This window comes from Pseudonocardia zijingensis (assembly GCF_042657305.1).
Lineage (GTDB): Bacteria > Actinomycetota > Actinomycetes > Mycobacteriales > Pseudonocardiaceae > Pseudonocardia > Pseudonocardia zijingensis.
Window position 1 is genome coordinate 77,553 of the sequence record NZ_JBHSKO010000017.1, and the last position, 24,664, is coordinate 102,216.

At 72.5% G+C, this 24,664-nt stretch carries 23 protein-coding genes; 18 read left to right on the plus strand and 5 right to left on the minus strand.

From position 1 onward, the window contains the following. Positions 1–202: 202 nt before the first annotated feature. From ACFPL3_RS27705 to ACFPL3_RS27740, 8 genes are all read left to right on the plus strand, one after another. Positions 203–1,336, plus strand: a complete 1,134-nt coding sequence (locus ACFPL3_RS27705) for an LLM class flavin-dependent oxidoreductase (RefSeq protein ID WP_343937502.1) — start codon at positions 203–205, stop codon at positions 1,334–1,336. Positions 1,337–1,406: 70 nt separating this feature from the next. Further along, positions 1,407–3,008 carry an ABC transporter substrate-binding protein gene (locus ACFPL3_RS27710; protein WP_343937504.1) on the plus strand — a complete coding sequence of 534 codons (1,602 nt, stop codon included), beginning with the start codon at positions 1,407–1,409 and terminating at the stop codon, positions 3,006–3,008. Next, positions 3,008–3,964: an ABC transporter permease gene (locus ACFPL3_RS27715; RefSeq protein WP_343937506.1), complete on the plus strand. Its 957-nt coding sequence runs from the start codon at positions 3,008–3,010 to the stop codon at positions 3,962–3,964. The genes ACFPL3_RS27710 and ACFPL3_RS27715 overlap by 1 nt, the downstream gene beginning before the upstream one ends. Then, positions 3,961–4,812 carry an ABC transporter permease gene (locus ACFPL3_RS27720; protein ID WP_343937508.1) on the plus strand — a complete coding sequence of 284 codons (852 nt, stop codon included), beginning with the start codon at positions 3,961–3,963 and terminating at the stop codon, positions 4,810–4,812. Before ACFPL3_RS27715 ends, ACFPL3_RS27720 begins: the two co-directional genes overlap by 4 nt. Before the next feature lie 7 nt (positions 4,813–4,819). After that, the gene (locus ACFPL3_RS27725) at positions 4,820–6,490 is read left to right on the plus strand and encodes a dipeptide ABC transporter ATP-binding protein (protein WP_379589723.1); all 1,671 of its coding nucleotides are present in this window, start codon (positions 4,820–4,822) and stop codon (positions 6,488–6,490) included. A 2-nt stretch (positions 6,491–6,492) separates the two neighbouring features. Beyond that, on the plus strand, positions 6,493–7,716 hold the full coding sequence (locus tag ACFPL3_RS27730; protein WP_343937514.1) for an acyl-CoA dehydrogenase family protein: 1,224 nt from the start codon (positions 6,493–6,495) through the stop codon (positions 7,714–7,716). Continuing rightward, on the plus strand, positions 7,716–8,573 hold the full coding sequence (locus tag ACFPL3_RS27735; protein WP_379589724.1) for an LLM class flavin-dependent oxidoreductase: 858 nt from the start codon (positions 7,716–7,718) through the stop codon (positions 8,571–8,573). Before ACFPL3_RS27730 ends, ACFPL3_RS27735 begins: the two co-directional genes overlap by 1 nt. 8 nt (positions 8,574–8,581) lie before the next feature. Next, on the plus strand, positions 8,582–9,871 hold the full coding sequence (locus ACFPL3_RS27740) for an NtaA/DmoA family FMN-dependent monooxygenase (RefSeq protein ID WP_343937518.1): 1,290 nt from the start codon (positions 8,582–8,584) through the stop codon (positions 9,869–9,871). On the opposite strand, the gene ACFPL3_RS27745 is transcribed toward ACFPL3_RS27740, so the two are convergent. From ACFPL3_RS27745 to ACFPL3_RS27755, 3 genes are read right to left on the minus strand one after another with little or no spacing between them, the layout of a single operon-like run. Next, complete coding sequence (locus ACFPL3_RS27745; protein WP_343937520.1) at positions 9,849–10,820, minus strand: pirin family protein; 972 nt, start codon at positions 10,818–10,820, stop codon at positions 9,849–9,851. The two genes, ACFPL3_RS27740 and ACFPL3_RS27745, sit on opposite strands and share 23 nt — an antisense overlap. Beyond that, on the minus strand, positions 10,817–11,527 hold the full coding sequence (locus ACFPL3_RS27750; protein ID WP_343937522.1) for an NADPH-dependent F420 reductase: 711 nt from the start codon (positions 11,525–11,527) through the stop codon (positions 10,817–10,819). The genes ACFPL3_RS27745 and ACFPL3_RS27750 overlap by 4 nt, the downstream gene beginning before the upstream one ends. Further along, a complete protein-coding gene (locus ACFPL3_RS27755) occupies positions 11,524–12,561 on the minus strand; it encodes an LLM class flavin-dependent oxidoreductase (protein WP_343937524.1) in 1,038 nt (345 codons plus the stop codon). Before ACFPL3_RS27755 ends, ACFPL3_RS27750 begins: the two co-directional genes overlap by 4 nt. An 85-nt stretch (positions 12,562–12,646) precedes the next feature. On the opposite strand from ACFPL3_RS27755, the gene ACFPL3_RS27760 reads away from it, so the two are divergent. Next, positions 12,647–13,135: a MarR family winged helix-turn-helix transcriptional regulator gene (locus ACFPL3_RS27760; RefSeq protein WP_343937526.1), complete on the plus strand. Its 489-nt coding sequence runs from the start codon at positions 12,647–12,649 to the stop codon at positions 13,133–13,135. Further along, positions 13,132–13,677, plus strand: coding sequence for an NADPH-dependent F420 reductase (locus tag ACFPL3_RS27765; protein WP_343937528.1), 546 nt, complete (start codon positions 13,132–13,134; stop codon positions 13,675–13,677). Before ACFPL3_RS27760 ends, ACFPL3_RS27765 begins: the two co-directional genes overlap by 4 nt. Positions 13,678–13,786: 109 nt before the next feature. On the opposite strand, the gene ACFPL3_RS27770 is transcribed toward ACFPL3_RS27765, so the two are convergent. Continuing rightward, positions 13,787–14,872 carry an NAD/NADP octopine/nopaline dehydrogenase family protein gene (locus ACFPL3_RS27770; protein WP_343937530.1) on the minus strand — a complete coding sequence of 362 codons (1,086 nt, stop codon included), beginning with the start codon at positions 14,870–14,872 and terminating at the stop codon, positions 13,787–13,789. A 40-nt stretch (positions 14,873–14,912) separates the two neighbouring features. Further along, the gene (locus tag ACFPL3_RS27775; RefSeq protein ID WP_343937532.1) at positions 14,913–16,499 is read right to left on the minus strand and encodes an AbgT family transporter; all 1,587 of its coding nucleotides are present in this window, start codon (positions 16,497–16,499) and stop codon (positions 14,913–14,915) included. Positions 16,500–16,609: 110 nt separating this feature from the next. Here ACFPL3_RS27775 and ACFPL3_RS27780 point away from each other — a divergent pair, with 110 nt between their 5' ends. The 8 genes from ACFPL3_RS27780 (at position 16,610) to ACFPL3_RS27815 (ending at position 24,650) form a co-directional block, all read left to right on the plus strand. Beyond that, positions 16,610–17,254: a GntR family transcriptional regulator gene (locus ACFPL3_RS27780; RefSeq protein ID WP_343937534.1), complete on the plus strand. Its 645-nt coding sequence runs from the start codon at positions 16,610–16,612 to the stop codon at positions 17,252–17,254. 209 nt (positions 17,255–17,463) lie between these two features. Next, positions 17,464–18,390 carry an SDR family oxidoreductase gene (locus ACFPL3_RS27785; protein WP_343937536.1) on the plus strand — a complete coding sequence of 309 codons (927 nt, stop codon included), beginning with the start codon at positions 17,464–17,466 and terminating at the stop codon, positions 18,388–18,390. A 38-nt stretch (positions 18,391–18,428) separates the two neighbouring features. Beyond that, on the plus strand, positions 18,429–19,370 hold the full coding sequence (locus tag ACFPL3_RS27790) for an MBL fold metallo-hydrolase (protein WP_343937538.1): 942 nt from the start codon (positions 18,429–18,431) through the stop codon (positions 19,368–19,370). A gap of 17 nt (positions 19,371–19,387) precedes the next feature. Beyond that, complete coding sequence (locus tag ACFPL3_RS27795) at positions 19,388–20,800, plus strand: amidohydrolase family protein (protein ID WP_343937539.1); 1,413 nt, start codon at positions 19,388–19,390, stop codon at positions 20,798–20,800. A gap of 20 nt (positions 20,801–20,820) precedes the next feature. After that, positions 20,821–22,185 carry an MFS transporter gene (locus ACFPL3_RS27800; RefSeq protein WP_343937541.1) on the plus strand — a complete coding sequence of 455 codons (1,365 nt, stop codon included), beginning with the start codon at positions 20,821–20,823 and terminating at the stop codon, positions 22,183–22,185. Further along, complete coding sequence (locus ACFPL3_RS27805) at positions 22,182–23,111, plus strand: fumarylacetoacetate hydrolase family protein (RefSeq protein ID WP_343937543.1); 930 nt, start codon at positions 22,182–22,184, stop codon at positions 23,109–23,111. Before ACFPL3_RS27800 ends, ACFPL3_RS27805 begins: the two co-directional genes overlap by 4 nt. A 49-nt stretch (positions 23,112–23,160) precedes the next feature. Then, entirely contained in the window at positions 23,161–24,135 is a 975-nt protein-coding gene (locus ACFPL3_RS27810) for a LysR family transcriptional regulator (RefSeq protein ID WP_343937545.1), read from the plus strand. A gap of 74 nt (positions 24,136–24,209) precedes the next feature. Next, entirely contained in the window at positions 24,210–24,650 is a 441-nt protein-coding gene (locus ACFPL3_RS27815; RefSeq protein WP_343937547.1) for a Fur family transcriptional regulator, read from the plus strand. Positions 24,651–24,664 lie beyond the last annotated feature (14 nt).

Here is a 24,664-nt window from a genome sequence, read left to right on the forward strand (position 1 = left end):
CATTTCGGGGTGCGCCATATGGGGCGTCCCATGAATTGTCCGGTCAGATTCGAGCGGACTGTGTTCTGCATTGCGCTGTTGTTGACTTCTGCGTCGTCCGATGGTCAGACTCTGCTCGTGTCCCACGGATGTTGTCGCTGATCGCTGACCGAATCCCGCCCCGTGCCCGGGTGCATTCCACTGATCGGCGAGGAATTGCGCGATGACCATCCACCTGCACTGGTACCTGCCCACCAACGGCGACAACCGTGACATCGTCGGTTCCGGCGACGGTTCCCAGAAGACCCTCGCGGCCGTCCGCTCGGGCTTCCGGCCCCCGACGGTCGAGTACCTCGGCGGCATCGCCCGCGCCGCGGAGCAGCTCGGCTTCGAGGCCGTGCTCACGCCGACCGGCACGTGGTGCGAGGACGCGTGGATCACCACCGCGGCGCTGTCCGCGGTGACGACGCGGCTGAAGTTCCTCGTCGCCTTCCGCCCCGGGTTGATCTCGCCCACGCTGGCCGCCCACCAGGCGGCGACGTTCCAGCGCATCTCCGGTGGCCGGCTGCTGCTCAACGTGGTCACCGGCGGGGACTCCGTGGAGCAGCGGCGCTTCGGCGACCACCTCGACCACGACCAGCGCTACGCGCGCACCGAGGAGTTCCTCACGGTGCTGCGCGGCGTGAGCGCCGGCGCCCCCTTCGACTTCCGCGGTCAGCACTACGACGTCGAGCGGGCAGCCATCGCGTTCGACCCGCACGAGCCGCCCGCGATCTTCTTCGGCGGCGCCAGCCCGGCCGCGGAACGGGTGGCGGCGCGCACCGTCGACACCTACCTCGCCTGGGGCGAGCCGCCCGCGCAGATCGAGGAGCGGATCACCCGGGTGCGCAAGCTCGCCGAGGACGCCGGGCGCAGCATCTCGTTCGGCATCCGGTTCCACGTGCTCGGCCGCGACACCTCGGCGCAGGCGTGGGCGGAGGCCGACCGGCTGCTCGACCGGATCGACGAGGACCGGATCCGCCAGACCCGGCGCACGCTGGCCGCGAGCGAGTCGGTGGGCCAGCAGCGGATGCTCGCCCTGCACGGCGGCGACCGCAACCGGCTCGAGGTGTACCCCAACATCTGGGCCGGATACGGCCTGGTCAGGGGCGGTGCGGGCACGGCGATCGTGGGCAGCCACACGGAGGTGGCCGACCGCATCGAGGAGTACCACGCACTCGGCATCGACCACTTCATCCTCTCCGGCCAGCCGCACCTGGAGGAGGCCTACCACTTCGCCGAGGGCGCGGGCGCCGAGCTGCGCCGTCGCGGCCTCGTCGCGCCCGTCGGTGCCGGCGAGGTGCCCCTGTCCCCGTGACCGGGGACGAGCCCACCCGCCCCGCCGTCCAGCTCCCCACCAGCCCCCCGACAGGAAGATCCGATCCCCCATGTCCAGACCCCGACCCGCCTGGAGCGCGGTCGTCCTCGCCGCCGTGCTGCTCCTCGCCGGCTGCGGCGGCGCAAGCGGTGCCGCGGTCGCCGCGGGCCAGGCCCCGCGCGACGGCGGCACCCTGATCATCGGTCAGTACCAGGAGGTGACGCAGTTCGATCCGAACCGGCAGTACTCCTGGGAGACGTGGCGGATCGACCGCAACATCTACGAGACGCTCGTCGACGAGGACCTGTCCTCGCCCACCGGCGTGCCGAAGATCGTGCCGAAGCTGGCGACGTCGTGGACGGTGAGCCCGGACGCCACCACCTACACCTTCGAGCTGCGCCAGGGGGTGCGGTTCAGCGACGGCACCCCGTTCGACGCCCGGGCCGTCGAGTTCAACGTGCGCCGCTTCACCGATCCGACGTTCGAGTACTACGACGAGGTCAGCGCGACGACCATGAAGCTGGTCTACGGCGATCTGGCCGCGTTCACGGTGATCGACGACCACACGGTGCAGTACACGTTCGCGCACCCGTTCCTCGACTTCCTGCGCCAGATCCCGAACAGCGGCAACGCCGCCTCGGGGATCTTCAGCCCGGAGGCGCTGAAGACCTACGGGCAGGACGGGCTCGCCGACCACCCCGTGGGCACCGGCCCGTACGTCTTCGCCGAGCGGGTCCGCGGCGACCACACCACGCTGGAGCGCAACCCCGACTACTGGGGCCCGCGGCCGCGCCTCGACCGCGTGATCTTCAAGCCGATCGGTGACGACCAGAGCCGGGTGGCCGCGCTGCAGAGCGGCGAGGTGGACCTCATCAGCCGGGTGCCGCCGGACTCGGTGCAGACCCTGGAGCAGGGCGGCTTCGCGCTGCCCGAGAACCGGGGCGTGCCGCAGATCATCTACTACCAGTACAACTTCGCGAACCCGTACCTGCAGGACAAGCGGGTGCGCCAGGCGGTCATCCAGGCCGTCGACCGCACGCAGCTCGCGGAGCGGATCTACAAGGGGCACGCGAGCCCGGCCACGTCGATCATCAACCAGGGCAACGAGGCGTACGACCCCGCGGCCGTCGACCACCCGTACGACCCGGAGGCGGCGAAGCGGCTGATCGCCGAGGCCGGCTACCAGCCCGGCGAGGTGCGCTTCACGATCCTGGCCGACACCACGGGCCAGCCGACGGCGGAGTACCTCCAGCAGTCGTTGAAGGCCGTCGGCATCGAGGCGTCGGTGGAGTCGTACGAGTGGATCACCTACGGCACCCGGTCGGCGAACCTCCTGCCCACCGACGGCCTCCGCCTCGGCGAATGGGGCTACATCGCCCCCAACTGGGTCGAGATCGCCTACAGCCAGACGGTCGTCAACCGCGACGGCGGCCAGTACTCCGACACGTCGGCCGCCACGCGCGCGGCGATCGAGGCGGCCGCGACGAACGCGGACCCGAGCCGGTCGACCGAGCTGTGGCAGGCGGCGGCGCAGGCGTGGGCGGCGGACGCGACGATCTTCCCGCTGCTGTCGTTCAACCGCTACTACGCGGTGTCGCCGCGGGTCGGTGGCTTCGTGTGGCCGCAGCAGGACCACTACGACCTCTCCCAGGTCTGGGTGGCGGACGACTGATGACACGGCGGATCCTCTGGCGGCTCGCGGGCCTCGTCCCGCTGCTGTTCGTGATCAGCGTGCTGGTCTTCTCCATCTCGAAGGCGGGCCCGGCCGACCCGGTCCGCAGCGTCATGTCCGAGCGGATGACGGACGAGCAGATCGAGCAGATCCGCGAGGCGTACGGGCTCACCCGGCCCGCCTGGGAGCAGTACCTGAGCTGGCTGGGCGACATGGTCACGAACGGCGGCGGCATCTCGCTGAGCGTCCGCAGCCCCGTCTCCGAGATCGTGCTGCCCGCGTTCGGGAACACGCTGGTGCTCGGCGCAGCGGCCACCGTGGTGGCGGTCGTGCTGGGCGTCGCGATCGGGTTCGCCTCGGGGATCCGCCACGGCCGGCTCGTCGACCGGGTGGCGATGCTGTTCGTGCAGGTCGGCAGCAACCTGCCGATCTACTGGTTCGGCCTGATCATCATCTGGCTCACCGCGGTGCAGTGGCGGCTGCTGCCGGCAGGGGGCATGCACGACCTGCGCAGCGACGGCGGGTTCGGCGACCTGCTGCTGCACCTGATCGCGCCCGCCTTCGCCGCGTCGCTGGTCTCGATGCTGATCATCGCGCGGTTCGTCCGCTCGGCGGTGATCGAGAGCGACCGGTCCGACTACATCCGGACCTACCGGTCGCAGGGGTTCGGCCGGGCGGTGATCCTCGGCAAGCACATCGGGCGCAACGTCCTGCCGCCGATCGTCAACATCACCGGCCTCACGGTCGGCTCGGTGATCACCGGCGTCGTCTTCGTCGAGACGATCTTCTCGTGGCCGGGCATCGGCAGCGTGCTGCTCACGGCCATCGCGGGCTCGGACTACCCGGTGATCCAGTCCGGGATCCTCCTGGTCGCCACCTCCTTCGTGATCGTCAACCTGATCACGGACGTGGTGCTCGACCTGCTCAACCCCCGGCTCCGGCACGGTGCCGCATGACCGTCGAGGCACTCCCGCGGCTGCGGCGGTCGGCCGTCTCCCGCTTCCTGCGCAACCGGGAGGCGGTGCTCGGCCTCGCGGTGCTGGTCGTCGTCGCCGGCATCTCCGCGCTCGCGCCGCTGCTCGCGCCGGACGACCCGAACACGGGCCACATCGAGAGCGTCCTCGCCCCGATCGGCACGCCCGGGCACCCGCTCGGCACCGACGGCCAGGGCCGCGACGTGCTCAGCCGCCTGCTCCACGGCGGCCGCAGCGCGCTGGTGGTCTCGGTGGTCTCGGTCGCCGTCGCGGTGGTGATCGGCACGGCCGTCGGGCTCGCCGCCGCCTTCGCGGGACGGCGCACCTCGGGCCTGCTCATGCGGTCGATCGACCTCGTGTTCGCGTTCCCGGTGATCCTGGTGGCGCTCTCGCTCGCCGCGGTCCTGCGGCCCGGCCCGTGGGTCCTCGTCGGCACGGTGGTCTTCGCCGCGGTCCCGTACGTCACCCGCATCGTCCACGGCGAGGCGAAGATCGAGCGGGAGAAGGACTACGTCGAGGCCGCCCGGGCACTCGGCGCGTCCGAGGCGACCATCCTGGTGTCGGAGGTCCTGCCGAACCTCGTGTCGTCCGTGGTGATCTACGGGACCAGCCTGATCGGCGTCAACATCGTCTTCACCGCGAGCCTCTCCGCGCTCGGGCTGGGCATCCAGCCACCGGACCCCGACTGGGGCCGCATGATCTCCGAGGGCGCCAAGGTCCTCGTGACCGGCAGCCCGGGCGTCGCCACCTTCCCCGCCGTCGCCGTGCTCCTCGTCGCGCTCGCCTTCAACTGGCTGGGTGACGGGTTGCGCGACGTCCTGAATCCGTGAGGTGGAGATGACATCCGTACTCAGCGTGAAGGGCCTCACCGTCGACTTCCAGCTGCCCGGCGCGGTGCTGCACGCCGTGCGCGGTGTGGACCTCGAGGTGGCGCCGGGGGAGGTGCTCGCGCTCGTCGGCGAGTCCGGATCCGGCAAGAGCGTCACCGCGGCGGCGATCCTGGGCCTGCTCCCGCACACCGCGCGGATCACCGGTGGCAGCGTCCGGTTCGGCGACACCGAGCTCGTCGGGCTGCCGGACGCGCAGCTCAACGCGTTCCGCGGCGCCGGGATCGGGATGATCTTCCAGAACCCGGTCACCTCGCTCGACCCCTCCTTCTCCATCGGCACCCAGCTCGGCGACACCGCCCGGCTGCACCTGCGGGTGTCGCGCACCGAGGCCCGGGAGGTCGCGCACGGCTGGCTGGAGCGGGTGGGCATCCGCGAGCCCGAGCGCGTGCTGCGGTCCTACCCGCACGAGCTGTCCGGGGGGATGCGCCAGCGCGTCATGATCGCGCTCGCCGGGCTCTCGGGGCCCCGGCTGCTCATCGCCGACGAACCGACCACGGCGCTCGACGCCACCGTGCAGAAGCAGATCCTGGACCTGCTGCTCGGGCTCGCGGCCGAGACCGGCACGGCGGTGCTGCTCATCACGCACGACTTCGGGGTGGTCTCGCACACGAGCTCCCGCGTCGCGGTCATGCGCGGGGGCGAGATCGTCGAGGTCGGCGACACGGCGCAGGTGCTCGGCGCGCCCGCGCACCCGTACACCCGCACGCTCATCGAGTCGGTGCCGGAGATCGGCGCCCGGCGCCCGGGGCGGCGGCTGCGGGCGGGCGCCGCGGCGGCGGCACCGCGCCCCCAGCCGCGCGCCGATCGGCCGATCCTCGAGCTGAACGGGGTCACCAAGGAGTTCGTGCTCGGCGGGTTCGGCACCGGCCGCAGGCGCTCCACGGTCGCGGCCGTCACCGACGTGTCGCTCACCGTGCGCCGCGGCGAGACCTTCGGGCTGATCGGTGAATCGGGCTCGGGGAAGTCGACGCTGGCGCGGCTCTCCGGCGCGCTCCTGCCGCTGACGTCGGGCACCGTGGCCTTCGACGGCGCCGACGTCGCCACCGCCGACGCCACCAGCAGGCGCGAGCTGCGCCGCCGGTTCCAGTACGTCTTCCAGGACGCGGCCACGGCCCTCAACCCGCGGATCACGGCCGGGGAGCAGATCGCCCGCCCGCTGCTGCGGCTGGGGAGGGCGAGCGGCCGCAAGGACGCGCTGCGGCGGACGCACCGGGCGCTGGAGCTGGTGGGCCTGTCGGCGGGGTACGCGGACCGCTACCCGCACGAGTTCTCCGGCGGCCAGCGCCAGCGGGTGGGCATCGCGCGCGCGATCGCCCTCGAACCCGAGCTGCTCGTCCTCGACGAGCCGACCTCGGCGCTCGACGTGTCGACGCAGGCCACGATCCTCGACCTGCTGCTCGACCTGAAGGACGAGCTCGATCTGACCTACGTCTTCATCGGCCACAACCTGGCGCTCATCGAGTTCCTCTGCGACCGGATCGGCGTGATGCACCAGGGGTCGCTGGTGGAGACGTTCCCGGCCGACGACCTGTTCGCGGCGGACCGGCACCCCACCACCCGCGCGCTGCTGGACGCCGTCCTGCCCGTCGGCGCCGCGGCGCCGCTCCTGAAAGGTTGACCATGACGTACCTGCGTCCCCCGACCGCGAGCGACGCGGAGCTGTCCGACCGGTTCCAACCGGTCTTCGACCTCGTCGCCGAGGGCAACGTCGAGCGGGAACGCGACCGCGTCCTGCCCCACAAACAGGTGGAGTGGCTGAAGGAGGCCGGGTTCGGCCGGGTGCGCATCCCCGTCGAGCACGGCGGGTTCGGCGCCTCGCTCGAGCAGACGTTCGTGCTGCTCGCCGACCTCGCCGAGGCGGACCCGAACGTCGCCCACATCTTCCGCAACCACCTCGCGTTCGTCGAGGACCGGCTCAACGCGGCGCCCTCGCCCGCGGGGGACCGGTGGATCCGCCGGTTCCTCGACGGCGAGTTCGTCGGCGGCGGGTGGACGGAGGCCAACAACGGCACGTTCGCGAACCTGAAGACGACCGTGCGCCGCGACGGCGACCGCTGGCTGGTGACCGGGGCGAAGTTCTACGCCACCGGCAGCCTCTACGCCGACTGGCTCGACGTGCTCGGCAGGGGCGACGACGGCACGCCGCTCACCGCGCTCGTGCGCCGCACCGATCCCGGCGTGGAGCTGGTGGACGACTGGACCGGCTTCGGCCAGCGCACCACGGCCAGCGGGAGCGCCACCTACACCGACGTGCCCGCGCAGGTGGGGGACGTCTTCCCCGCCACCGAGCGGTTCGCCTACCAGGGGCACTTCTACCAGACGGCGATGCTCTCGATCCTCACCGGAATCACGCGTGCGGTGCGCCGGGACGGGATCGCGGCGCTCAAGGCGCGCGGGCGCAACTACCCGCAGGCGCTCGACCCCACGCCCACCGTCGACGCGCAGCTGCTGCAGGTGGTGGGCCAGGTGTCCGTCCACGGGTTCGCCGCGGAGGCCGCGCTGCGGGCGTCGTCGCGCACGCTGGACCGGGTCGCCGCCGCGCAGGCCGCGGGCGACCTGGAGGCGCGGAAGCAGCGCGTGCTCGAGGCCGAGGTGGCCACGGCGCAGGCCCAGCTGACGATCATCGACGCCGCCCTGCGCGCGACCACCACCGTGTTCGACGCGCTCGGCGCGTCCGGGGTGTCCGAGACGCTGCTGCTCGACCGGCACTGGCGCAACGCCCGCACGCTCGCCTCGCACAACCCGCGCGTCTACAAGGCGCGGATCCTGGGTGACTGGCTGGTCAACGGCAAGGACCCGGTGCCGAACCTGGCGGCGGTCGGCCGCGGCGGGCAGGGCGACTGATGCCCGCCCCGTACCTCGGCCTCGGCCTGCCCGGACCGCACCTCGCCGAGCTGGCGACGAGCCCCGAGCTGCTCGCCCGGTGGGACGCGCTGCCCGCCGCGTTCACCGTGCTGGGGATCGACCGCGTCGACGGCAGCCCGCCCGCACCGGTCACGCTGGACCCCAGCGCCGCCGGTGCTCTGATCGCCGGTCGCACGAGCCGCGGCCGCTTCCTGATCGCCGCGAGCCCGCAGCGCGACCACCCCTACAACCTGGCCCGCCGCGCCGCCTCGCTCGGGCACCTCTCGCGCGGGCGCAGCGGCCTGCTCGTCGGGGTGCGCGACGCCTACGCCCCACCCGGTCCGGACGGCGCGGAGGCGTGGGGCGGGGCGGCGCTCGGCCCCGGCGCCCCGCTCACCGCCGCCACGGCGTACGACGTGGCCCGCGCCGTGCGTGCCCTGGAGCAGAGCTGGCCGTACGACTCGATCGTCGGCGACCGCGACACCGGGATCCTGGTGCAGTCGGACCGGATCGCCCACGTCGACCACGACGGCGCCTTCTCGATCGCCGGCCCGCTGAACGCGCCCGAGCCGGCCACCGGCGCGTCGGTGATCGCCTGGTACGGGCCGGAAACCGGGCACCCGGTCCGCGCCGACTCCGAGCCGGTCGACCTCGTCCTCGACGCCGACGCGCTCCTGCGCCCCGGCCCTGGCCAGACCGTGGCCGACCTGCTGGACGCCGCCGAGGAACAGCTGGCCGCCGGGGTCGTGCCGCCGGCGCGGAGCGGGCCGCTGCGCGCGGCCCTCGGGCTCCCGGCGCCCCGCCGCGCCGCCGGCAGGCCTGCCTTCCCCGTCCCGCTGCCCCACCCCTCGCTGTAGGAGGCGACATGACCGACCGGACGGGCCACGTGATCCTGGGCGTGAATGTGCTGGTGCTCGGCTACGTGCCGGCCGCGTGGCAGTCGCCGCTGCTCGAGAAGGACGCGTTCGTCGACCCGCGGTACTGGGAGAACATCGGGCGGACGGCGGAGCGGGGCACCCTCGACGCGATCTTCCTCGCCGACGGGCCGCTGCTGGGCGACCCCGCGTACGACGCCAACCCGATCCGGCTCGAACCCACCGTCAACTGGGGGTACGTGGCGGCCGCCACCGAGCGGGTCGGGCTGGTGGCCACGGCGTCCACCACCTTCAACGACCCGTTCGAGCTCGCCGAGCGGCTGCTGTCCTGGGACCACCTGTCCGGTGGCCGGGCGGCGTGGAACGTCGTCACCACCCGCGGCGTGCCCGCGGCCCGCAACTTCGGGCTCCCGGACGTGCCGCTGCGCGACGACCGCTACGAGCGGGCGTCGGAGTTCGTCGACGTCGTCCGTGCGCTGTGGAGCTCCGCGGCCACCGGCGGGGACGTGCGCCACCACGGGGAGTTCTTCGACGTGGAGGGCAGGCTGCGGGTGCCGCCCTCGGCGCAGGGGCACCCGGTGCTGTTCCAGGCCGGGGGCTCGCCGAAGGGGCGGGCCCTGGCCGGGCGGGTGGCCGAGGGCGTGTTCGCCGCGGAGCTCACGAAGGAGAAGGCGATCGAGCACTACCGGCTGGTCAAGCGCCACGCCCGCGAGAACGGCCGGTCCCCGGACGACGTCAAGATCCTCCCCGGGCTCCTGCTGTCCCTCGGCAGCACCGAGGAGGAGGCCCGCCGCCGCAGCGACGAGCTGCACGACGCGGGGCCCGCGTCGTACTCGCTCGGCTGGCTGTCCCAGTCGATCGGCTACGACGCCTCCAAGCTCGAGTTGGACGAGCCGTTCCCCGAGGAGGTCCTCGCCGCGCCCGCGGACCCGCAGACCTTCACCGGCAGCATCGGCTTCCGCGAGTCGATCGTCGCGCAGATCCGCCGGACCAACCCGACGGTCCGCGAGTACCTGAAGCAGACCCGCTACACCGGCTCCGGCCACGCCGGCTTCGTCGGCACCCCCGAGCAACTCGCCGACCACATCGAGGACTGGTTCCGCTCCGGCGCCGTCGACGGGTTCAACCTCCAGCCCGACGTCCTCGTCGACGGCCTCGAGGTGATCGCCGACGAGCTCGTGCCCATCCTGCGCAAGCGGGGCCTCTACCGGGTGGAGTACGAGACCGAGACCCTCCGCGACCACCTCCGGGCGGCAGTCAGCGGCGGTGCCTCGGGGTGATCCGTGCGTTGGGCAGGGCGGGGGCGGGCAGCCGTTGGGTGGTTCCCGTATAGCCCTCGACGTGGCCGAACTGGTCGGACCCGCGTTCCCACGCCTCGCGGAAGGCCAGGATCTCCTCGTGACTGCGGGCCACGAAGTTCCACCACATCACGATGTCCTCGTCGAACGGGGCGCCGCCGAGCAGCAGCACCCGGGCCGGCCGCTCGCCGGGGTTGGCCAGCTCGAGGGTGGCGGTGCCGGGCGCGAGGTAGCCGAGGTCGGCGCGGGCCAGGGCGGTGCCGGCGAGCACCACCGTGCCGGTGTCGACGAGCACGCCGTGCTCGTGGGTGGGGTCGACGGGGAGCACGACGCGGGCGTGCGGGTCGAGGACGATCTCGGCGCCGAGCAGCGGGGTGGCGGTGGGCACGGGGGAGGTCTCGCCCGCGAGGCTGCCCAGGAACACGCGCGCGGTGGCCCCGGCGAGGTCGATCGAGGGCGGCGTGTGGTGCTGGAAGGCGCGCGGCGCGTGGCGGTGCGCGTCGGGCAGCGCGATCCACAGCTGCACGCCGTGCAGGGTGGCGGCGGCGGTGGTGGAGACCTCGGAGTGGCAGATGCCGTGCCCGCCGGTCATCAGGTTCAGCTCGCCGGGCCGCACGAGCGCGTGCGTGCCGAGGCTGTCGCGGTGCTCGACCTCCCCGGCGAAGAGCCAGGTGGCGGTCTGCAGCCCGGTGTGCGGGTGCGGTGGCACGTCCATCACGCCGGCGCGGCCGACGGTGGTGGGCCCGTAGTGGTCGGCGAAGCACCACGCACCGATCAGCGACCTGCTGCGCTGGGGCAGGGTGCGCCGGACCGTCAGTGCGCGCGGGCCGCCGAGCGGCACCTCGCGGGCGGACAGGACCTCGACCCCGCCGGTGGCCGTCGCGCCGCCCGGGCAGGCGAGCTCGACCGGGGCCGTCTCCGTGTTGCTCATGCGGTGGCTCCTCTCGCGGCGTCGGCGGACCCCGCGGAGCGGGCACGCTCGACCGTACGGCCGCGTGGGGATTCGGGGAAGCGATCGAGCATGGCGCGCACCTCGTCCGCTCCGACGTTGGCGCCGAACAGTTCGGCGCCGGGTTCGAAACGGACGCCCTCGGCGAGCGGGCCGGCCACGACGGGCTCGAAGCCCAGCGCGTCGACGAACCGGGCGACGGCGCTGACGTCGGCGGGGTCGTCGCCCGCGACGGCGATCGCCTTGCGTCCCGGTGATCCGGCGGGGCGGGCTTCGCCCTCCAGGTCGTGGTAGCCCATGTGGTTGAACGCCTTGACCACGCGGGCCCCGGGGAGCGCGGACCGGACGATCTCGCTGGAGGACGTGCGCGGGTCGGTGAGGTCGTCGCGGATGCCGTCGGTCTCCCACCAGTAGTTCATCGCGTCCACCACGAGCTTGCCGCGCAGCGCGTCCGCCGGGAGATCGCGGTGCTTGCCGAGGGGGAGGGCGAGCACGACGACGTCGGCCTGCTCGGCCGCCTCGACCGCGGTCGTGGCGGTGGCGCCGGGGGTGAGGACCTCGACCACGAGCGCGATCTTCTCCGGGTCGCCGGAGCCGGCGACGAGCACGCGGTAGCCCGCCGCGACGGCGAGCCGGGCGAGCACGGTGCCGACCTTCCCGGCACCCAGGATCGCGACGGTGGTGGTCATCGTGTCTCGGAGAGGATCTCGCGGACCATGGGGGCCACCCGGGAGCCGTAGAGCTCGACGGCCCGCAGGCGGGCGCTCATCGGCTGCGGGCCGCCGGTGTAGATCAGGTCGAAGCGGCCGACGCCGAGGGAGCCGACGGTGCGGGCGATCTTGCGCGCGACGGTCTCCGGGGAGCCGACGTACAGCGAGCCGTTCTCGATCTCGGCGTCGTACTCCTCGCGGCTCATCGGCGGCCAGCCGCGCTCGGCGCCGATGCGGTCGCGGATGACCTTGTAGTGCGGGTGGTGGATCCGCCTGGCCTCGTCGTCGGTGTCGGCGACGAAGCCGGGTGAGTGCATGCCGACGGGCCACGCGGTGGTGCCGAGCCGGTCGGTGGCGCGCCGGTAGAGGTCGATGAGCGGGGTGAACCGCGTGGGCGGGCCGCCGATGATCGCGAGCATCAGGGGCAGGCCGTAGCGGGCCGTGCGGATGATCGACTGCGGGGAACCGCCGACGCCGACCCAGGTGCGCAGGCGCCCGGAGTCGGTCTTCGGGAACACGTCGGCGTGCTCGAGCGGGGCGCGCAGGGTGCCGGTCCACGTCACCGGCTTCTCGTCGAGGAGCTGGACGAACAGTTCGAGCTTCTCCTCGAAGAGTTTCTCGTAGTCGGCGAGGTCGTAGCCGAAGAGCGGGAACGACTCGGTGAACGAGCCGCGCCCGAGGATCACCTCGGCGCGACCCGACGAGATCGCGTCGAGCGTGGCGAAGCGCTGGAAGACGCGCACCGGGTCGTCGGAGCTGAGCACGGTGACGCCGGAACCCAGGCGGATGCGCGAGGTGCGGCCCGCGATGCCGGCGAGCACGGTCTCGGGGGTCGAGATCGCGTACTCGGGCCGGTGGTGCTCGCCGAGGGAGATGGCGTCGACGCCGAGATCGTCGGCGAGGGTCGCCTCGGCGACGACCTGGCGGATCGCCTCGGCGTGGGAGACGGGGGCGCCGGCGTCGTCCTGCGGCAGGTCGCCGAAGGTGCCGAGGCCGAGCGTGAGGTCGCTCATCGGGCTGCTCTCCTGACTTTGTTGATGTATCTACATCTACTCGCCAAATGTTGACGCGTCAACCAACGCTGGTAGGGTCGCCTCCATGCCCGAACCGCCCTGGCTCGACGACCGGGAGGCGCGCGCGTGGCGCGCGATGATCGGCGTGATGCAGCAGCTCACGGCGGCGCTGGAGCGTCAGCTGGTCCAGGACGCCGGGCTCTCCGGTGCCGACTACACGCTGTTGGTGCCGCTGTCGGAGGCCCCGGGAGGGGTGTTGCGCGCCCGCGACCTCGGCCGGATGGTCGGCTGGGAGCGCAGCCGGATCTCCCACCAGATCACCCGGATGCAGAAGCGCGGCCTCGTCGCCCGCGAGGAGTGCAGCGAGGACGCGCGCGGGTCGATGGTGCAGCTCACCGACGCGGGCCGGGCGGCCATCGTCGAAGCCGCGCCCGCACACGTCGCCGCCGTCCGTCGCTACTTCCTCGACGTGCTCACCGACGCCGAGCTCGACCTGATCGGACCCGCGCTCGAACGGGTCCTCGACCGGCTCCCCGACAACGGGGACGACCGAGCGAGAGGAGAACGTCCGTGAAGATCACCGTTCTGGGGCGCGGGAACGTCGGAGGCGGGCTCGCCGCCCTCTGGACCGCGGCCGGGCACACCGTCACCACCCTCGGGCGCGACGGCGGTGACGCCACCGACGCCGACGTCCTCGTGGTCGCCGTCCCCGGCGACAAGGTCGCCGAGGCGCTCGCCGGGGTCACCGGCATCGCGGGCACACCCGCGATCGACGCCACCAACGTCTACGGCCCGCGCGCCACCGACCACGAGTCGAACGCGCACCTCGTGCGCTCCTTCACCGGCGGCCCGGTGGCCAAGTCGTTCAGCGCCAACTTCGCCTCCGAGTACCCCGCGGTGGCGGCGCAGGCCACGCCCCCGGGCAACCTGGTGGCCGCCGACCCGGAGATCCGCGAGCTCGTCGACCGGCTCAACCGCGACGCCGGGTTCGAACCGGTCCACGTCGGCGGGCTGGAGATGGCCCGCAGCATCGAGGACATCGGCCCGCTGCTGATCGGGATCGCCCGCAACGGCCTCGGGCCGTTCTTCTACCGGATGTCACCGACCTCCGCGTAGCGCTCGCGCGGCAGGGCGCGCCACCATGATCCGAACAATCGGTTGCCCATGGCTGTCACCGCGACCATGTACACCCGATACTTCGGATCATGCCCGCGATGGGCGCCGCTCACGCTCCCGGGGCGCCGTCCCGGAACGCGGCCCGGATCCGGGTGGCGTCGGCGCCGTCCAGCCCGAGGACGTCGGCTGTCCGGCCCTCGGCCACCCAGTCGCGGCCGCACAGCACGCTGCTCAGCCGGATGAAGGAGTCGGTGAGGGGGAGCGACAGGCCGACCTGCTGGGCGAGCGAACTCCAGATGACGAGCCCGAACGGGATGTCCTCGGTGAAGTAGCGGTGCGCGAGGGAGTCCGGCTCGGGGAAGGCCTGCCGGCCGTACCCCTGCACGATCCGCTCGACGTGGGTGCCTTCGGCCACCCCGTAGGCGGTGCGCAGGAATTCCCAGAAGCTGACCGTCGGCACCCCGAGCGCGTCCGCCAGTGCGAGGCGCTCCCGGTCGAGCTCGTGGATCACCTCGGCGACCCGCGGGGTGACGAGGGTGTGCTGCGGGAGGCCCACGCCGTCCTCGACCGTCTTGATGTTGAGCACTGCGGGCGGGACGTGGTAGATCGCGTTGCAGTTGGCGAGCCCGACGGAGAGGGTGTCACCGCCCTCGGCGTACCGGTCTCCGAACCAGGGGCGCAGACGCTCGCGGGCGGCGTCCGCTGATCGGCTCGGGATGCTCGCGAGGTGCACCGCCTGCTTGAGGGCGCCGACGTACACCTGCGCCGGACCCCGCAGGCGGCACGTGTAGAGGCTGGTCGCGGTCTCCGCGATCAGGCACGGGGTCCGGCCCGTCCGCGCGAAGTGGCGGGTCAGCTCGACGCCGCTGCCGAGGACGCTGGGCTGGAACAGGACGAGCTGCTCCGGCTCGAGCAGCTTCGCGAGGTGCTCCGACAGGTAGGTGTGCGCGAAGGCAGGCGCTGCCACCACCACGACCTCCGCACCGGTCACCGCGTCGGCGAGGTCCGTCGTCAGGACGCGCGGCATCCCGTGTCCGGTGACCTCCCCGGTGAGGTCGATCCCGCGGTTGGCCCGGACGGCGTCGAAATCCGCGTCCCACCGCGAGAACAGCCGGACGTCGTGCCCCAGCGTCGCCATGTGCCCGGCGATCGCCTGACCGACGTTGCCCGCTCCGACGATCGCGATGCTTCCCACCACGTGTTCCTTTCTCGATTTGCTGCGCTGTGCGCGGGTGCTAGCGGACGGGGACGCCAGGTCCGAGCGGGATGCCCGCCGCGTACCAGAGCGCGAAGAACGCGGTCCACACCACGAGGACGACCACGGCGATGGGCACCGTGAACGACAGCAGGGTGCCGATGCCCGCTCCCTTGCGGAACTGCTGGACGAATCCGAGGGCCAGCACGAAGTAGCCGTTGAGCGGTGTGACGCAGTTCGTCACGGAGTCGCCGATCATGAAGGCGGTCATGGCCGCCTCCGGCCGCATGCCCACGTACATCACCATCGGGACCACGACCGGCGCCAGGATCGACCACATCGCCGACCCGCTGGTGATCATGATGTTGAGGCAGCTGATCGCGAGCACGACGACCAGCAGCAGCACGAGGTGGGGCGCCTGCAGCGCCTTCAGCAGCTCGGCACCGTTCACGCTGATGACCGAGCCGATGTTCGTCCACGTGAAGTACGCGAGGAACTGCGCCACCGCGAAGAAGAGCACCAGCACGGGCACCAGGGACCGCACGCCCTCGGCCATCGCAACCGGGACCTCGCCCAGCGACGGGATCGTGCCGGTGATCCGGCCGTAGACGATGCCGAGCAGGCCGAAGACCAGTGAGATGAAGATCGCGACCTTCTTGACGATCAGCGAGCCGACGATGCTCCCGCCCTCCCCGAGGAACGGCGAACCCGGCAGGAGCATCGCGACGATCGCCGCGAGGCACACCAGGAAAACCGCGCCCGTGACCCGCAGTGCGCGGTTCTCCGTGGACGACAACGCGATGGGGGGCCGGTCGGCCCCGCCGTCCGTCGGGGTGCCGAACAGCGAGTCCGCGGTTTGGAAGTCCTGGTCGAGGGTCTCGGCGGCGAACTCCGGCCGGCGTGCGAGCACCCGGTCGACGACGAGTGCGATCGCGGCCGACAGCACGATCGAGGACGCCGCGGTGAAGAAGTAGGTCGCGAGCGGGGTGATCGTGTAGCTCTCGTCGACGATCCGGGCGGCCGCCATCGACAGAGAGGAGCGGATCGCGTCCTGCGGCGTCACGAGCGGGCTCGCGTTGAAGCCGACCGCGGTGGCGGCGTAGGCGACCATGAGGCCGAGCACCGGGCTGCGTCCGGCGGTCCGGAAGGCGAGCGCCCCCAACGGGATCATGACCAGGTACGCCGAGTCGCTCATGACGTGGGCGGTCATCGAGCTGAAGGCGATCGAGAACGTCAGCCACCGCACCGGCAGGCGGCCCACGGTGGTCCGCAGGAGTGCGGTGAGCAGCCCGCTCCGTTCGGCCACGCTCACGCCCAGGAGCACCACGACGATCGTCGCGAGCGGTGGGAACTGCGCGTAGTTCGTCAACGCGGACTCGATGGCGAACGTCGCGCCGTCCACGGAGAACAGGTTGCGCACCGCGGCCGTCTCGCCCGTCGAGGGCAGCGTGACCTGCACGTTCGCGAACGACAGCGCCGCGCTGACCAGCCCCAGCACCAGGGACAGCACGACGAAGAGCCAGAAGGGGTGGGGGAGCCGGTTCCCGGCGCGCTCGAGCGTGCTGAGCGCCCGGAACAGGCGGTTCGTGGAGACGTCGGGTTTCACATCGTCGGGAACTCGCACCATCTCTCCAGGCGGTTTCTGATGTACGCCGTGATATTTCACAGCGGATGCTAGGGTCGGCGTGAGAGGTGCGTCAAGGCCGGGTGGGGGCAGGGGTGAGTCGGCAAGCGTCGATGTCGGAACGCGCGTACGCCTCGCTGAAGCGGGACATCCTGCAGTGCAGGCTGCGGCCCGGCGAGGTCATCGTGGACAGCGTGCTCGCCGAGCAGTACGGGATGAGCCGCACGCCCATCCGGGAGGCGATCAACGCGCTCCGCCGCGAAGGGCTCGTCGTGATCATCCCCCGGCGGGGCACGTTCGTGAAGGCGATCGACCTCGCAGAACTGCAGGACACCTACCGCATGCGTGTACTGCTCGAGCCCGAGGCGGCCGTCCTCGCCTCCCAGCGGGCCACACCGGCCGAGCTCGACGCGCTCGCCGAGCTGAGCGACTCGACCGTACGCACGCAGGACGGGCCGGCCGCGATGAACGAGGCCAACCGGCTGTTCCACGTCCGGATCGCGGAGCTGGCGCGCATTCCCCTGATGGCGCAGACGGTCAACACCCTCCACGAGGAGATCGAGCGCTTCCTGAACCTGCAGGGTGCCCTCGGTCATCCCTATACCGTGACCAACCACCACCGGCTGGTGGACACCATCCGTGCCGAGCCTCCCGAGCGGATCCGCGAGGTCGTGGTCGCCGGGATCGAGAAGGCCCGGGTGCACATGATCGAGACGCTGCTCGCGAAGGCCGACCTGTCGGGAGTCGGGACCCGGTAAGCGCAATTCGGCAGCATATTCTTCTCAGGAATACCGGCCATGCCGAACTGACATTTGGGCGGCGCCCGGCCCGCTGTTAGCGTCGTTGTCACGATCCTCGCGGATTGCGGAAATTCTCGCACGAGCACGTTCTGCCGGCTTGACGTCCAGGCCGCGCGGGCGGGGTGCCGCTCGGGGCAGTCGTGGACATCGGTGGTGGAGGTGTGGGCATGCGCGTGTTGGTCACGGGTGCGTCGGGGTGGATCGGCTCGGCCGTCGTCCCCGAGCTCGTGGGGGCGGGGCACGTCGTCACCGGGCTCGCCCGGTCGGACGCGGCGGCTGCGGCCGTCGAGGCGCGGGGTGCGGGGGTGGTCCGCGGGTCGGTCGAGGACCTCGACGTCCTGCGGGAGGCGGCCGGGGCGGCGGACGCCGTCGTCCACCTCGCGTTCCGGCACGACATCGCCTTCGCCGGGCGTTTCGCCGAGGCCGTGGCCTCGGACGTCGCCGCGATCGAGGCCCTGGCCTCGGGCTTGCCGTCCGGCGGCGCGATCGCCGTTGCCGCGGGCATGCTGGGGCACGGGCAGCCGGGGGTTCCCATCACGGAGCGCGACGGGGCCACGCCGGGTGGGGTGGGCGAGGCCCGCAGGCCCCCGACCGATGCCACCCTCGCCCTGGCAGGGCGGGGGCTGCGGTCGTCGGTCGTGCGGCTGTCGCCGACCGTCCACGGCGAGGGGGACGGCGGGTTCCTCGCCACGCTCGTCGAGCTCGCCCGCAAGCACGGGGTCTCCGGCTACCCCGGCGACGGATCGGCGCGCTGGACGGCGGTGCACGTCCGCGACGCCGCGCGTCTGTTCCGGCGGGCGATCGAGGTGGCGCCCGCGGGGTCGGTGCTGCACGCCGTGGCCGACGAGGCCGTCGCGGTCCGGGAGATCGCCGAGGTCATCGGCAGGCACCTCGACGTCCCGGCGCGCTCCGTGCCGGCCGACCAGGTCGACGAGCACTTCGGCTTCCTCGGGATGTTCCTCGGGCTCGACGGCGCGGGCTCCAGCGCCATCACCCGCGAGCTGACGGGCTGGGCGCCCCGCGAGCCGGGCCTGCTCGCGGACCTCGACCAGGGGCACTACTTCGCGCCCGGGGTGGGCGGCAAATGGGGGTGATCGCGGCCCGGCACCCGATCTCGGACAGGAGGAATCCCATGGCATTCGCGCCGTTCTCGCGAGGGCTGCACGAAGTGGCGCCGAACTGCTGGGCGTGGTTCGAACCGCCGGGCAGCTGGGGCCTGAGCAATTCGGGAATCGTGCGGATCGGTGACGAGGTGCTCGTCATCGACACCCAGAACGACGTGGGCCGGGGACGTGCCGTCCGCGCGGCGGCCACCGACATCGGCGGGCCCGGTGCGGTCACGACGGTGGTCAACACCCACGAGGACGGCGACCACTGGTTCGGGAACATGTTCTTCGAGGACGCCCGCATCGTCGCCACCACGGCCGCCGCGAAGGGCATGCGGACGCTGCGGGTCGATCCCCGCCGCCTCTCCGAGGTCGGCGCCGAGGGCACCGCGCTGCGCCGCTGGTCGCGGTGGCGGGCGTCGATCTACGACTACGAGGGCTGGCGGCCGGTGTACCCCACCGAGACCTTCGACGGTGCCCACACGCTCCGGATCGGCGACGGGGCGGTGGAGCTGCACGAGGTGGGACCCGCGCACACCGGCGGCGACGCGATCGTGCACGTCCCGGACGCGGGCGTCGTCTACGCGGGCGACATCCTCTTCCACCGGTCGACGCCCATCGTCTGGGCCGGCCCGGTGTCGCGCTACATCGCCGCGTGCGACGTCGTCCTCTCGCTCGAACCCGCGGTGGTCGTGCCCGGTCACGGCCCGGTCGCCGGCACCTCGGGGGTGCGGGAGGCGCGCGGTTACCTGTCCCGCCTGCTCGACCACGCCACCCGGTGCGTGGAGGCAGGGATCCCCGTGGAGCAGGCCTACCGCAGCTTCGACCCCGGCGAGTACCGCCTGTGGCCGCACGCGTCCCGGGCGTTGCAGTCGATCCGCGCGGTGTACGCCGAGTTCCGGCCCGAATGCGACGGTCTCTCGTGGCAGGACGCGATGGAGATCGTGCTCGCCGACGACGCGAGCTGAGCGGAGAGGACCAGTCGATGACGACCAGCGAGGACGCGCGCCGGTTCGAGGAGCTCCTCGAGCGGCACGCCGGCAGGCGGCCGGTGGAGCCGGACCAGCAGATCCTCCTGCGCGGGGGTTCGGTGCTGGCGATGGACGACGCCGTGGGCGACTTCGCCGTGGGCGACGTGCTGATCGTCGGCGACCGGATCGCCGAGGTCGGGGAGTCGCTGTCCGCGCCGGGGGCGGTGGTCGTCGACGCCCGGGACCACATCGTCATGCCGGGCTTCTGCGATCCGCACATCCACTGCTGGGAGGGCGCCCTGGGGCGGATCATCCCGGAGAACGTCCCCCAGACCACGGAGGACGCGATCGGCGGTGCCCCGGTCTCGGCGCGCAGCTACATGTACGCCGCCCACCGCGCGTTCGGTCCGGCGTGCCGGCCCGAGGACATCTACGCGGGCACCCTGAACACCCTGCTGGCGGCGCTCAACGGCGGGATCACCACCGTCGTCGACAACATGCACAACGCCCGCTCGCCCGAGCACTCCGACGCCGGGATCGAGGCGCTCCTCGCGTCGGGGGTGCGGGGGGTGCACGCCATGGGCGCCCCTCGCGCGGGCGACTGGGCCGGCACGTTCCCGGCCGATGCCCGGCGGTTGCGCGACCGGTACTTCAGCGGCGAGGACGACCTGTGCTCGATGCGCTTCTACGCGGTCGGCGCCGACGACCTCACGGACCTCCTGCTGCTGCGCAAGGAGCTCGACCTGTGGTTCTCCTTCGACAGCGGGATCGAGAAGCAGGACCTTCCCCGGCTGTACGCGGAGGGATCCTTCGACGGGCGGGAGGCGATCAACCACGCCAACTTCCTCTCCCGCGAGCAGCGGCAGGTCGTGATCGACCACGGGGCGCAGGTCAACGTGTGCCCCCGCATCGAGTCCCAGTTCCGGTACGGCCGGATCCCCTACGACGAGTGGGTCGAGCAGGGGCTGCGGCCGGGCCTGAGCAACGACAACCCGATGACCTACGCGATCGACATGTTCGCCGAGATGCGGGCCCTCCACCTGGTGCAGCGGGTCGACGAGCACCGCGGCGGGAGCCCCGCGGCCACCCTGCGGGACATCCTGCGTTCCGCCACCCAGAAGGGAGCGGACAACTGCGGCGTGGGGGCCGTCGCGGGCTCGCTGACTCCCGGCAAGAAGGCCGACGTCATCCTCGTGGACACGTCGGCGCCGCACCTCTTCCCCCGCAACAACGTCCTGGCCTCGGTGGTGCAGGGCGCGGGGGTGGAGTCCGTCGCCGCCGTCCTGGTGAACGGCCGTGTCGTCAAGTGGGACGGCCGCCTGGTGGGCGTCGACCTGCACGAGGTCCGGCGCCGGGTGCAGGACTCCCACGACCACCTTCTCGCCGCCGTGAACTGGCCGCACGCCGCGGTCGACTTCGACGACTGACCCGCCCCACGGAGGACGCAATGACGCAATCCTCGTCGGCCGAGGCCGAACGGACCGCCCGGCGGAACATCCGCCTGGGCTCACTGGGCGCCGCGCTCGAGTACTACGACTTCGTCGCCTACCTCTACGTGGCCACCCTGATCGGCCAGGCCTTCTTCCCGGCGGACATGTCGCCGACGTTGCGGCTGGTCCAGACGTTCGCCATCTACTCGACCGGTCTCCTGATCCGGCCCATCGCCGGGATCCTCATCGCCCGGGTGGCCGACCGGGTCGGCCGGAAGCGGATGTTCGTCCTGACCGTGGTCGTGATGTCGGTGGCCACGCTGTGCATCGGGCTGCTCCCGACCTACGACCAGGTCGGCCCGCTGGCGCCGGCGCTGCTGTTGCTGCTGCGGGTGGCCCAGGGCTGCGCGGTGGGCGGGGAGATCCCCGCGGCCGCGGTCTTCGTCACCGAGCACGCCCGCCCGGACGCCGTCGCGCGGGCGGGCGCGTTCCAGCAGATGACGGCGTACAGCGGGTTCCTGTTCGGCGCCACGGCGGCGTACGCGGCCGGCCTCGTGGCGACGCACCTGACGCCGGACCTGCCCTCCCTCGCGTGGCGGCTCCCGTTCCTCGTGGGCGGGGTGCTCGGGGGAGTGGCGATCTACCTGCGCCGCCGGATCGACGAGACGCCCGCGTTCGTGCGCGACACCGCCGGCGCGGGCGAGCGGCCGGCTGCGCCCGTCCGCGAGGTGCTCGGCACGCACCCCCGCGCGGTCGGGTACGCGGTGCTCGTCGCCACCGCCCTGACGCTGGTGAACATCACCTACTTCAACTTCTGGCCCACGTACCTGCAGACCGTCCTCGGCTACTCCGCGAGCACGTCGCTGCTCGCCAGCCTGATCTCGATCGCGGGCGCGATGGCGTTCATGCCCGCCTGGGGCTACGTCGCCGACCGGTACGGCTGGAGCCGGATGCTGCGCTGGGCAGGTCTGGCGACCGCTGCCACCACCGTGCTGCTGCTGGTGGTCCTCCCCGTCCTGCCGCCGGGTTCCGGGCTCGCGGTGTGGATCCACCTGCCGGCGGCGCTGTCGGCGGGCGGGATCGCGGCCGCCGCCCCCGGGATGATCTCGGTGATCTTCCCGACCGAGGTGCGGCAGACCGGTTTCTCGATGCCCTACAACATCGTCGTCGCGGTGCTCGGTGGGTTTCTCAACCTGATCCTGGTGTGGCTGGTCGCGAGCGTCGGCCTCGGGGCGCCGATGTACGTGGTGCTGGTGGCGTGCGGCCTGACGATCGTCGCGTCGGTGGCCGTGCTGCACGTGCGCACCTACCTCGGCACCGGAGCCCGCCCGGCCCGCGCCGCGGATGCCGACCGGACCGGACTCGAAGGAGTGGTGTCGTGAAGTGGGTGACCTACGAGGCGGGCGACGGGGTCCGCACCGGCGTGCTCGACGGCGAGTCCGTCCGGGGGCTCGCCGCCGGGACGACCTTGGAGGGGCTCCTGGCCCGGGGCGTTCTCACCGAGGCGGGGGAGGACGCGCGGCGCGCGCCCGCCGAGGTCCGCGGGCTGGCCGAGGTCCGGCTGCTCGCCCCGCTGCGTCGTCCGCCGTCGGTGCGGGACGGGTTGTGCTTCCTCGACCACCTCCGCGGGTGCTACCGGGCGCTGGGCCGGAGCACCGAACTTGCCGAGGTGTGGTCGCAGAGCCCGGCCTTCTACTTCGCCAACGCGGACGCGATCGTCGGGCCCCACGACGACGTCCCGATCTCGCCGGGCTCCGCGATGTTCGACCTCGAACTCGAGGTCGGCGCCGTGATCGGGCGAGGCGGCCGTGACCTGCACCCGCAGCGCGCCGAGGAGCACATCGCCGGCTTCACGCTCTACAACGACTGGACCGCGCGCGACCACCAGGTCGTCGACATGGCCCAGGGGATCGGGATGGCCAAGAGCAAGGACGGCGCCATCACACTCGGCCCGGCGCTGGTCACCGTCGACGAGCTCGAGCCGTACCGCAGGGACGGGCGCCTGGCGCTCGAGCTGTCCGCCACGGTCAACGGCGAGGAGCTGACCCGTGGCACGCTCGACCGGATGGACTGGACCTTCGGTGAGCTCCTGGCCTACATATCGCGGGGCACGGACCTCACCCCCGGCGCCGTGATCGGGTCCGGCACGGTGCCCGGTGGCTGCCTGCTCGAGCACGTCGACACCCCCGAGCTCGGGGAGTTCTCGCGCTGGCTGCAGCCCGGGGACGTCGTGTCCCTGCGCGGGAACGGCCTGGGGGAGACCCGGCAGACCGTGACGAAGGGGGACGACGTCATCCCGCTGCGCTGAGCGATATTCCTGGCCGGAATACATCTGTTACGGTGCCGGAGGTTCAGCCGTGACAGCTCCCCCGGGCACACCCTCGCGGCCGAGCGGCCGGGAACGGGGTGGCCAGGTGGACATCCGGCAGATCCAGTACTTCACCACGATCGTGCGCGAGGGCAGCTTCAGCCGCGCGGCCCGCAAGCTGTACGTCGGGCAGCCCGCCCTCAGCAAGCAGATCCAGGCGCTCGAGCGGGAGCTGGGCGTGGAGCTGCTCGTCCGGCTCCCCGGCGGTGTCCGCCCGACGGCGGCGGGCGCCCGCCTCGACGAGATGGCGCAGACCCTGCTCAGCTACGTGGACGACATCACCTCGGCCGTGCGGGAGGCCGCCGCCTCGCTGGCGGGGACCGTGCGGGTGGGCCTCTCCCCGTCGCTCGTCCCGGCGCTGGCCCGCCACCTCGAGGGCAGGTTCGCCGACGAGCACCCGCAGGCCCGCATCGAGATCGTCGAGGCCCTGCCGATGTTCCTCGCGGAGTGGGTCGAGGAGGGCAGGCTGGACCTCGGCGTCTTCACCCACCAGCCCGGGCACGCCAACGCACACCTGTCGTTCGCCGTGGTCGGTTCCGACGAGATGCTGCTCGTCGCGCGGCCGGGCACGCTCGCCGATGTCGGTGACCACGTCACCCCGGGCGATCTGCACCCCATCCGGCTGGTCCTGACGCCCGGCTTCCGCGACCTCGTGCGCGCGCGGGTGGGGCTGGGCGAGGTCTGCGACGACATCCGGTCCCGCACGGACTCCATCCACATGGTCCGGGACCTGGTCGTACGGGGGGAGTACCACTCGGTGCTGCCGTACGTGTTCGTCCGGGACGACCTGGAGGCTGCGGTTCTCGACGCGGTGCCGTTCGCGCCGGCACTGGAGCGGCAGCTCGTGGCCGTCACCCGCGCGGGACGCCAGCCCTCGCCCGCCGTGCGCGCCGTGACGGAGATGGTCCGCGTCCGGCTCGGCGAGCTCGCCGCGCTCCGGGACGCCGCGCGGTCGGCGAGCTGACAAAGCCCCGCGTCCACCGGACGCGCGCTCGCCCCGAGTGGAACGAGTCCAGTCTTTGTGTTGGGGTGGGCGGCGTGCAGAACACCCCGCATGCCGAGCGTCTCCTGCGCGACGCCGCGTTGCGGGTCACCGCGCCCCGCAAAGCCGTGTTGACGGCGGTGCACGAGCACCCGCACGCCGACACAGAGACTCTGCTCGCGGCGACCCGGGCGCGGCTCGGGTCGGTGTCGCACCAGGCCGTCTACGACGTCCTGCGCGCCCTGACCGATGCCGGTCTGGTCCGCCGCATCCAGCCGGCGGGCTCGGTCGCCCGGTACGAGGCGCGCGTCGGCGACAACCACCACCACCTCGTGTGCCGCTCCTGCGGGACGGTGCGCGACGTCGACTGCGCCGTCGGTGAGCCACCGTGCCTGACGGCGTCCGACGACGCCGGCTTCGCGATCGACGAGGCCGAGGTCGTGTACTGGGGTCTCTGCCCCGCATGCCAGTCCGTGCCCCCACCACCGCCGCAGTGAGAACGAGCAGCCAG

What these genes read in the sequence shown, in the direction of transcription:
- ACFPL3_RS27705 (WP_343937502.1), top strand. Translation starts at nt 203, where the DNA reads ATGACCATCCACCTGCACTGGTACCTGCCCACCAACGGCGACAACCGT.
- ACFPL3_RS27710 (WP_343937504.1), top strand. Translation starts at nt 1,407, where the DNA reads ATGTCCAGACCCCGACCCGCCTGGAGCGCGGTCGTCCTCGCCGCCGTG.
- ACFPL3_RS27715 (WP_343937506.1), top strand. Translation starts at nt 3,008, where the DNA reads ATGACACGGCGGATCCTCTGGCGGCTCGCGGGCCTCGTCCCGCTGCTG.
- ACFPL3_RS27720 (WP_343937508.1), top strand. Translation starts at nt 3,961, where the DNA reads ATGACCGTCGAGGCACTCCCGCGGCTGCGGCGGTCGGCCGTCTCCCGC.
- ACFPL3_RS27725 (WP_379589723.1), top strand. Translation starts at nt 4,820, where the DNA reads ATGACATCCGTACTCAGCGTGAAGGGCCTCACCGTCGACTTCCAGCTG.
- ACFPL3_RS27730 (WP_343937514.1), top strand. Translation starts at nt 6,493, where the DNA reads ATGACGTACCTGCGTCCCCCGACCGCGAGCGACGCGGAGCTGTCCGAC.
- ACFPL3_RS27735 (WP_379589724.1), top strand. Translation starts at nt 7,716, where the DNA reads ATGCCCGCCCCGTACCTCGGCCTCGGCCTGCCCGGACCGCACCTCGCC.
- ACFPL3_RS27740 (WP_343937518.1), top strand. Translation starts at nt 8,582, where the DNA reads ATGACCGACCGGACGGGCCACGTGATCCTGGGCGTGAATGTGCTGGTG.
- ACFPL3_RS27745 (WP_343937520.1), bottom strand. Translation starts at nt 10,820, where the DNA reads ATGAGCAACACGGAGACGGCCCCGGTCGAGCTCGCCTGCCCGGGCGGC.
- ACFPL3_RS27750 (WP_343937522.1), bottom strand. Translation starts at nt 11,527, where the DNA reads ATGACCACCACCGTCGCGATCCTGGGTGCCGGGAAGGTCGGCACCGTG.
- ACFPL3_RS27755 (WP_343937524.1), bottom strand. Translation starts at nt 12,561, where the DNA reads ATGAGCGACCTCACGCTCGGCCTCGGCACCTTCGGCGACCTGCCGCAG.
- ACFPL3_RS27760 (WP_343937526.1), top strand. Translation starts at nt 12,647, where the DNA reads ATGCCCGAACCGCCCTGGCTCGACGACCGGGAGGCGCGCGCGTGGCGC.
- ACFPL3_RS27775 (WP_343937532.1), bottom strand. Translation starts at nt 16,499, where the DNA reads ATGGTGCGAGTTCCCGACGATGTGAAACCCGACGTCTCCACGAACCGC.
- ACFPL3_RS27780 (WP_343937534.1), top strand. Translation starts at nt 16,610, where the DNA reads ATGTCGGAACGCGCGTACGCCTCGCTGAAGCGGGACATCCTGCAGTGC.
- ACFPL3_RS27785 (WP_343937536.1), top strand. Translation starts at nt 17,464, where the DNA reads ATGCGCGTGTTGGTCACGGGTGCGTCGGGGTGGATCGGCTCGGCCGTC.
- ACFPL3_RS27790 (WP_343937538.1), top strand. Translation starts at nt 18,429, where the DNA reads ATGGCATTCGCGCCGTTCTCGCGAGGGCTGCACGAAGTGGCGCCGAAC.
- ACFPL3_RS27795 (WP_343937539.1), top strand. Translation starts at nt 19,388, where the DNA reads ATGACGACCAGCGAGGACGCGCGCCGGTTCGAGGAGCTCCTCGAGCGG.
- ACFPL3_RS27800 (WP_343937541.1), top strand. Translation starts at nt 20,821, where the DNA reads ATGACGCAATCCTCGTCGGCCGAGGCCGAACGGACCGCCCGGCGGAAC.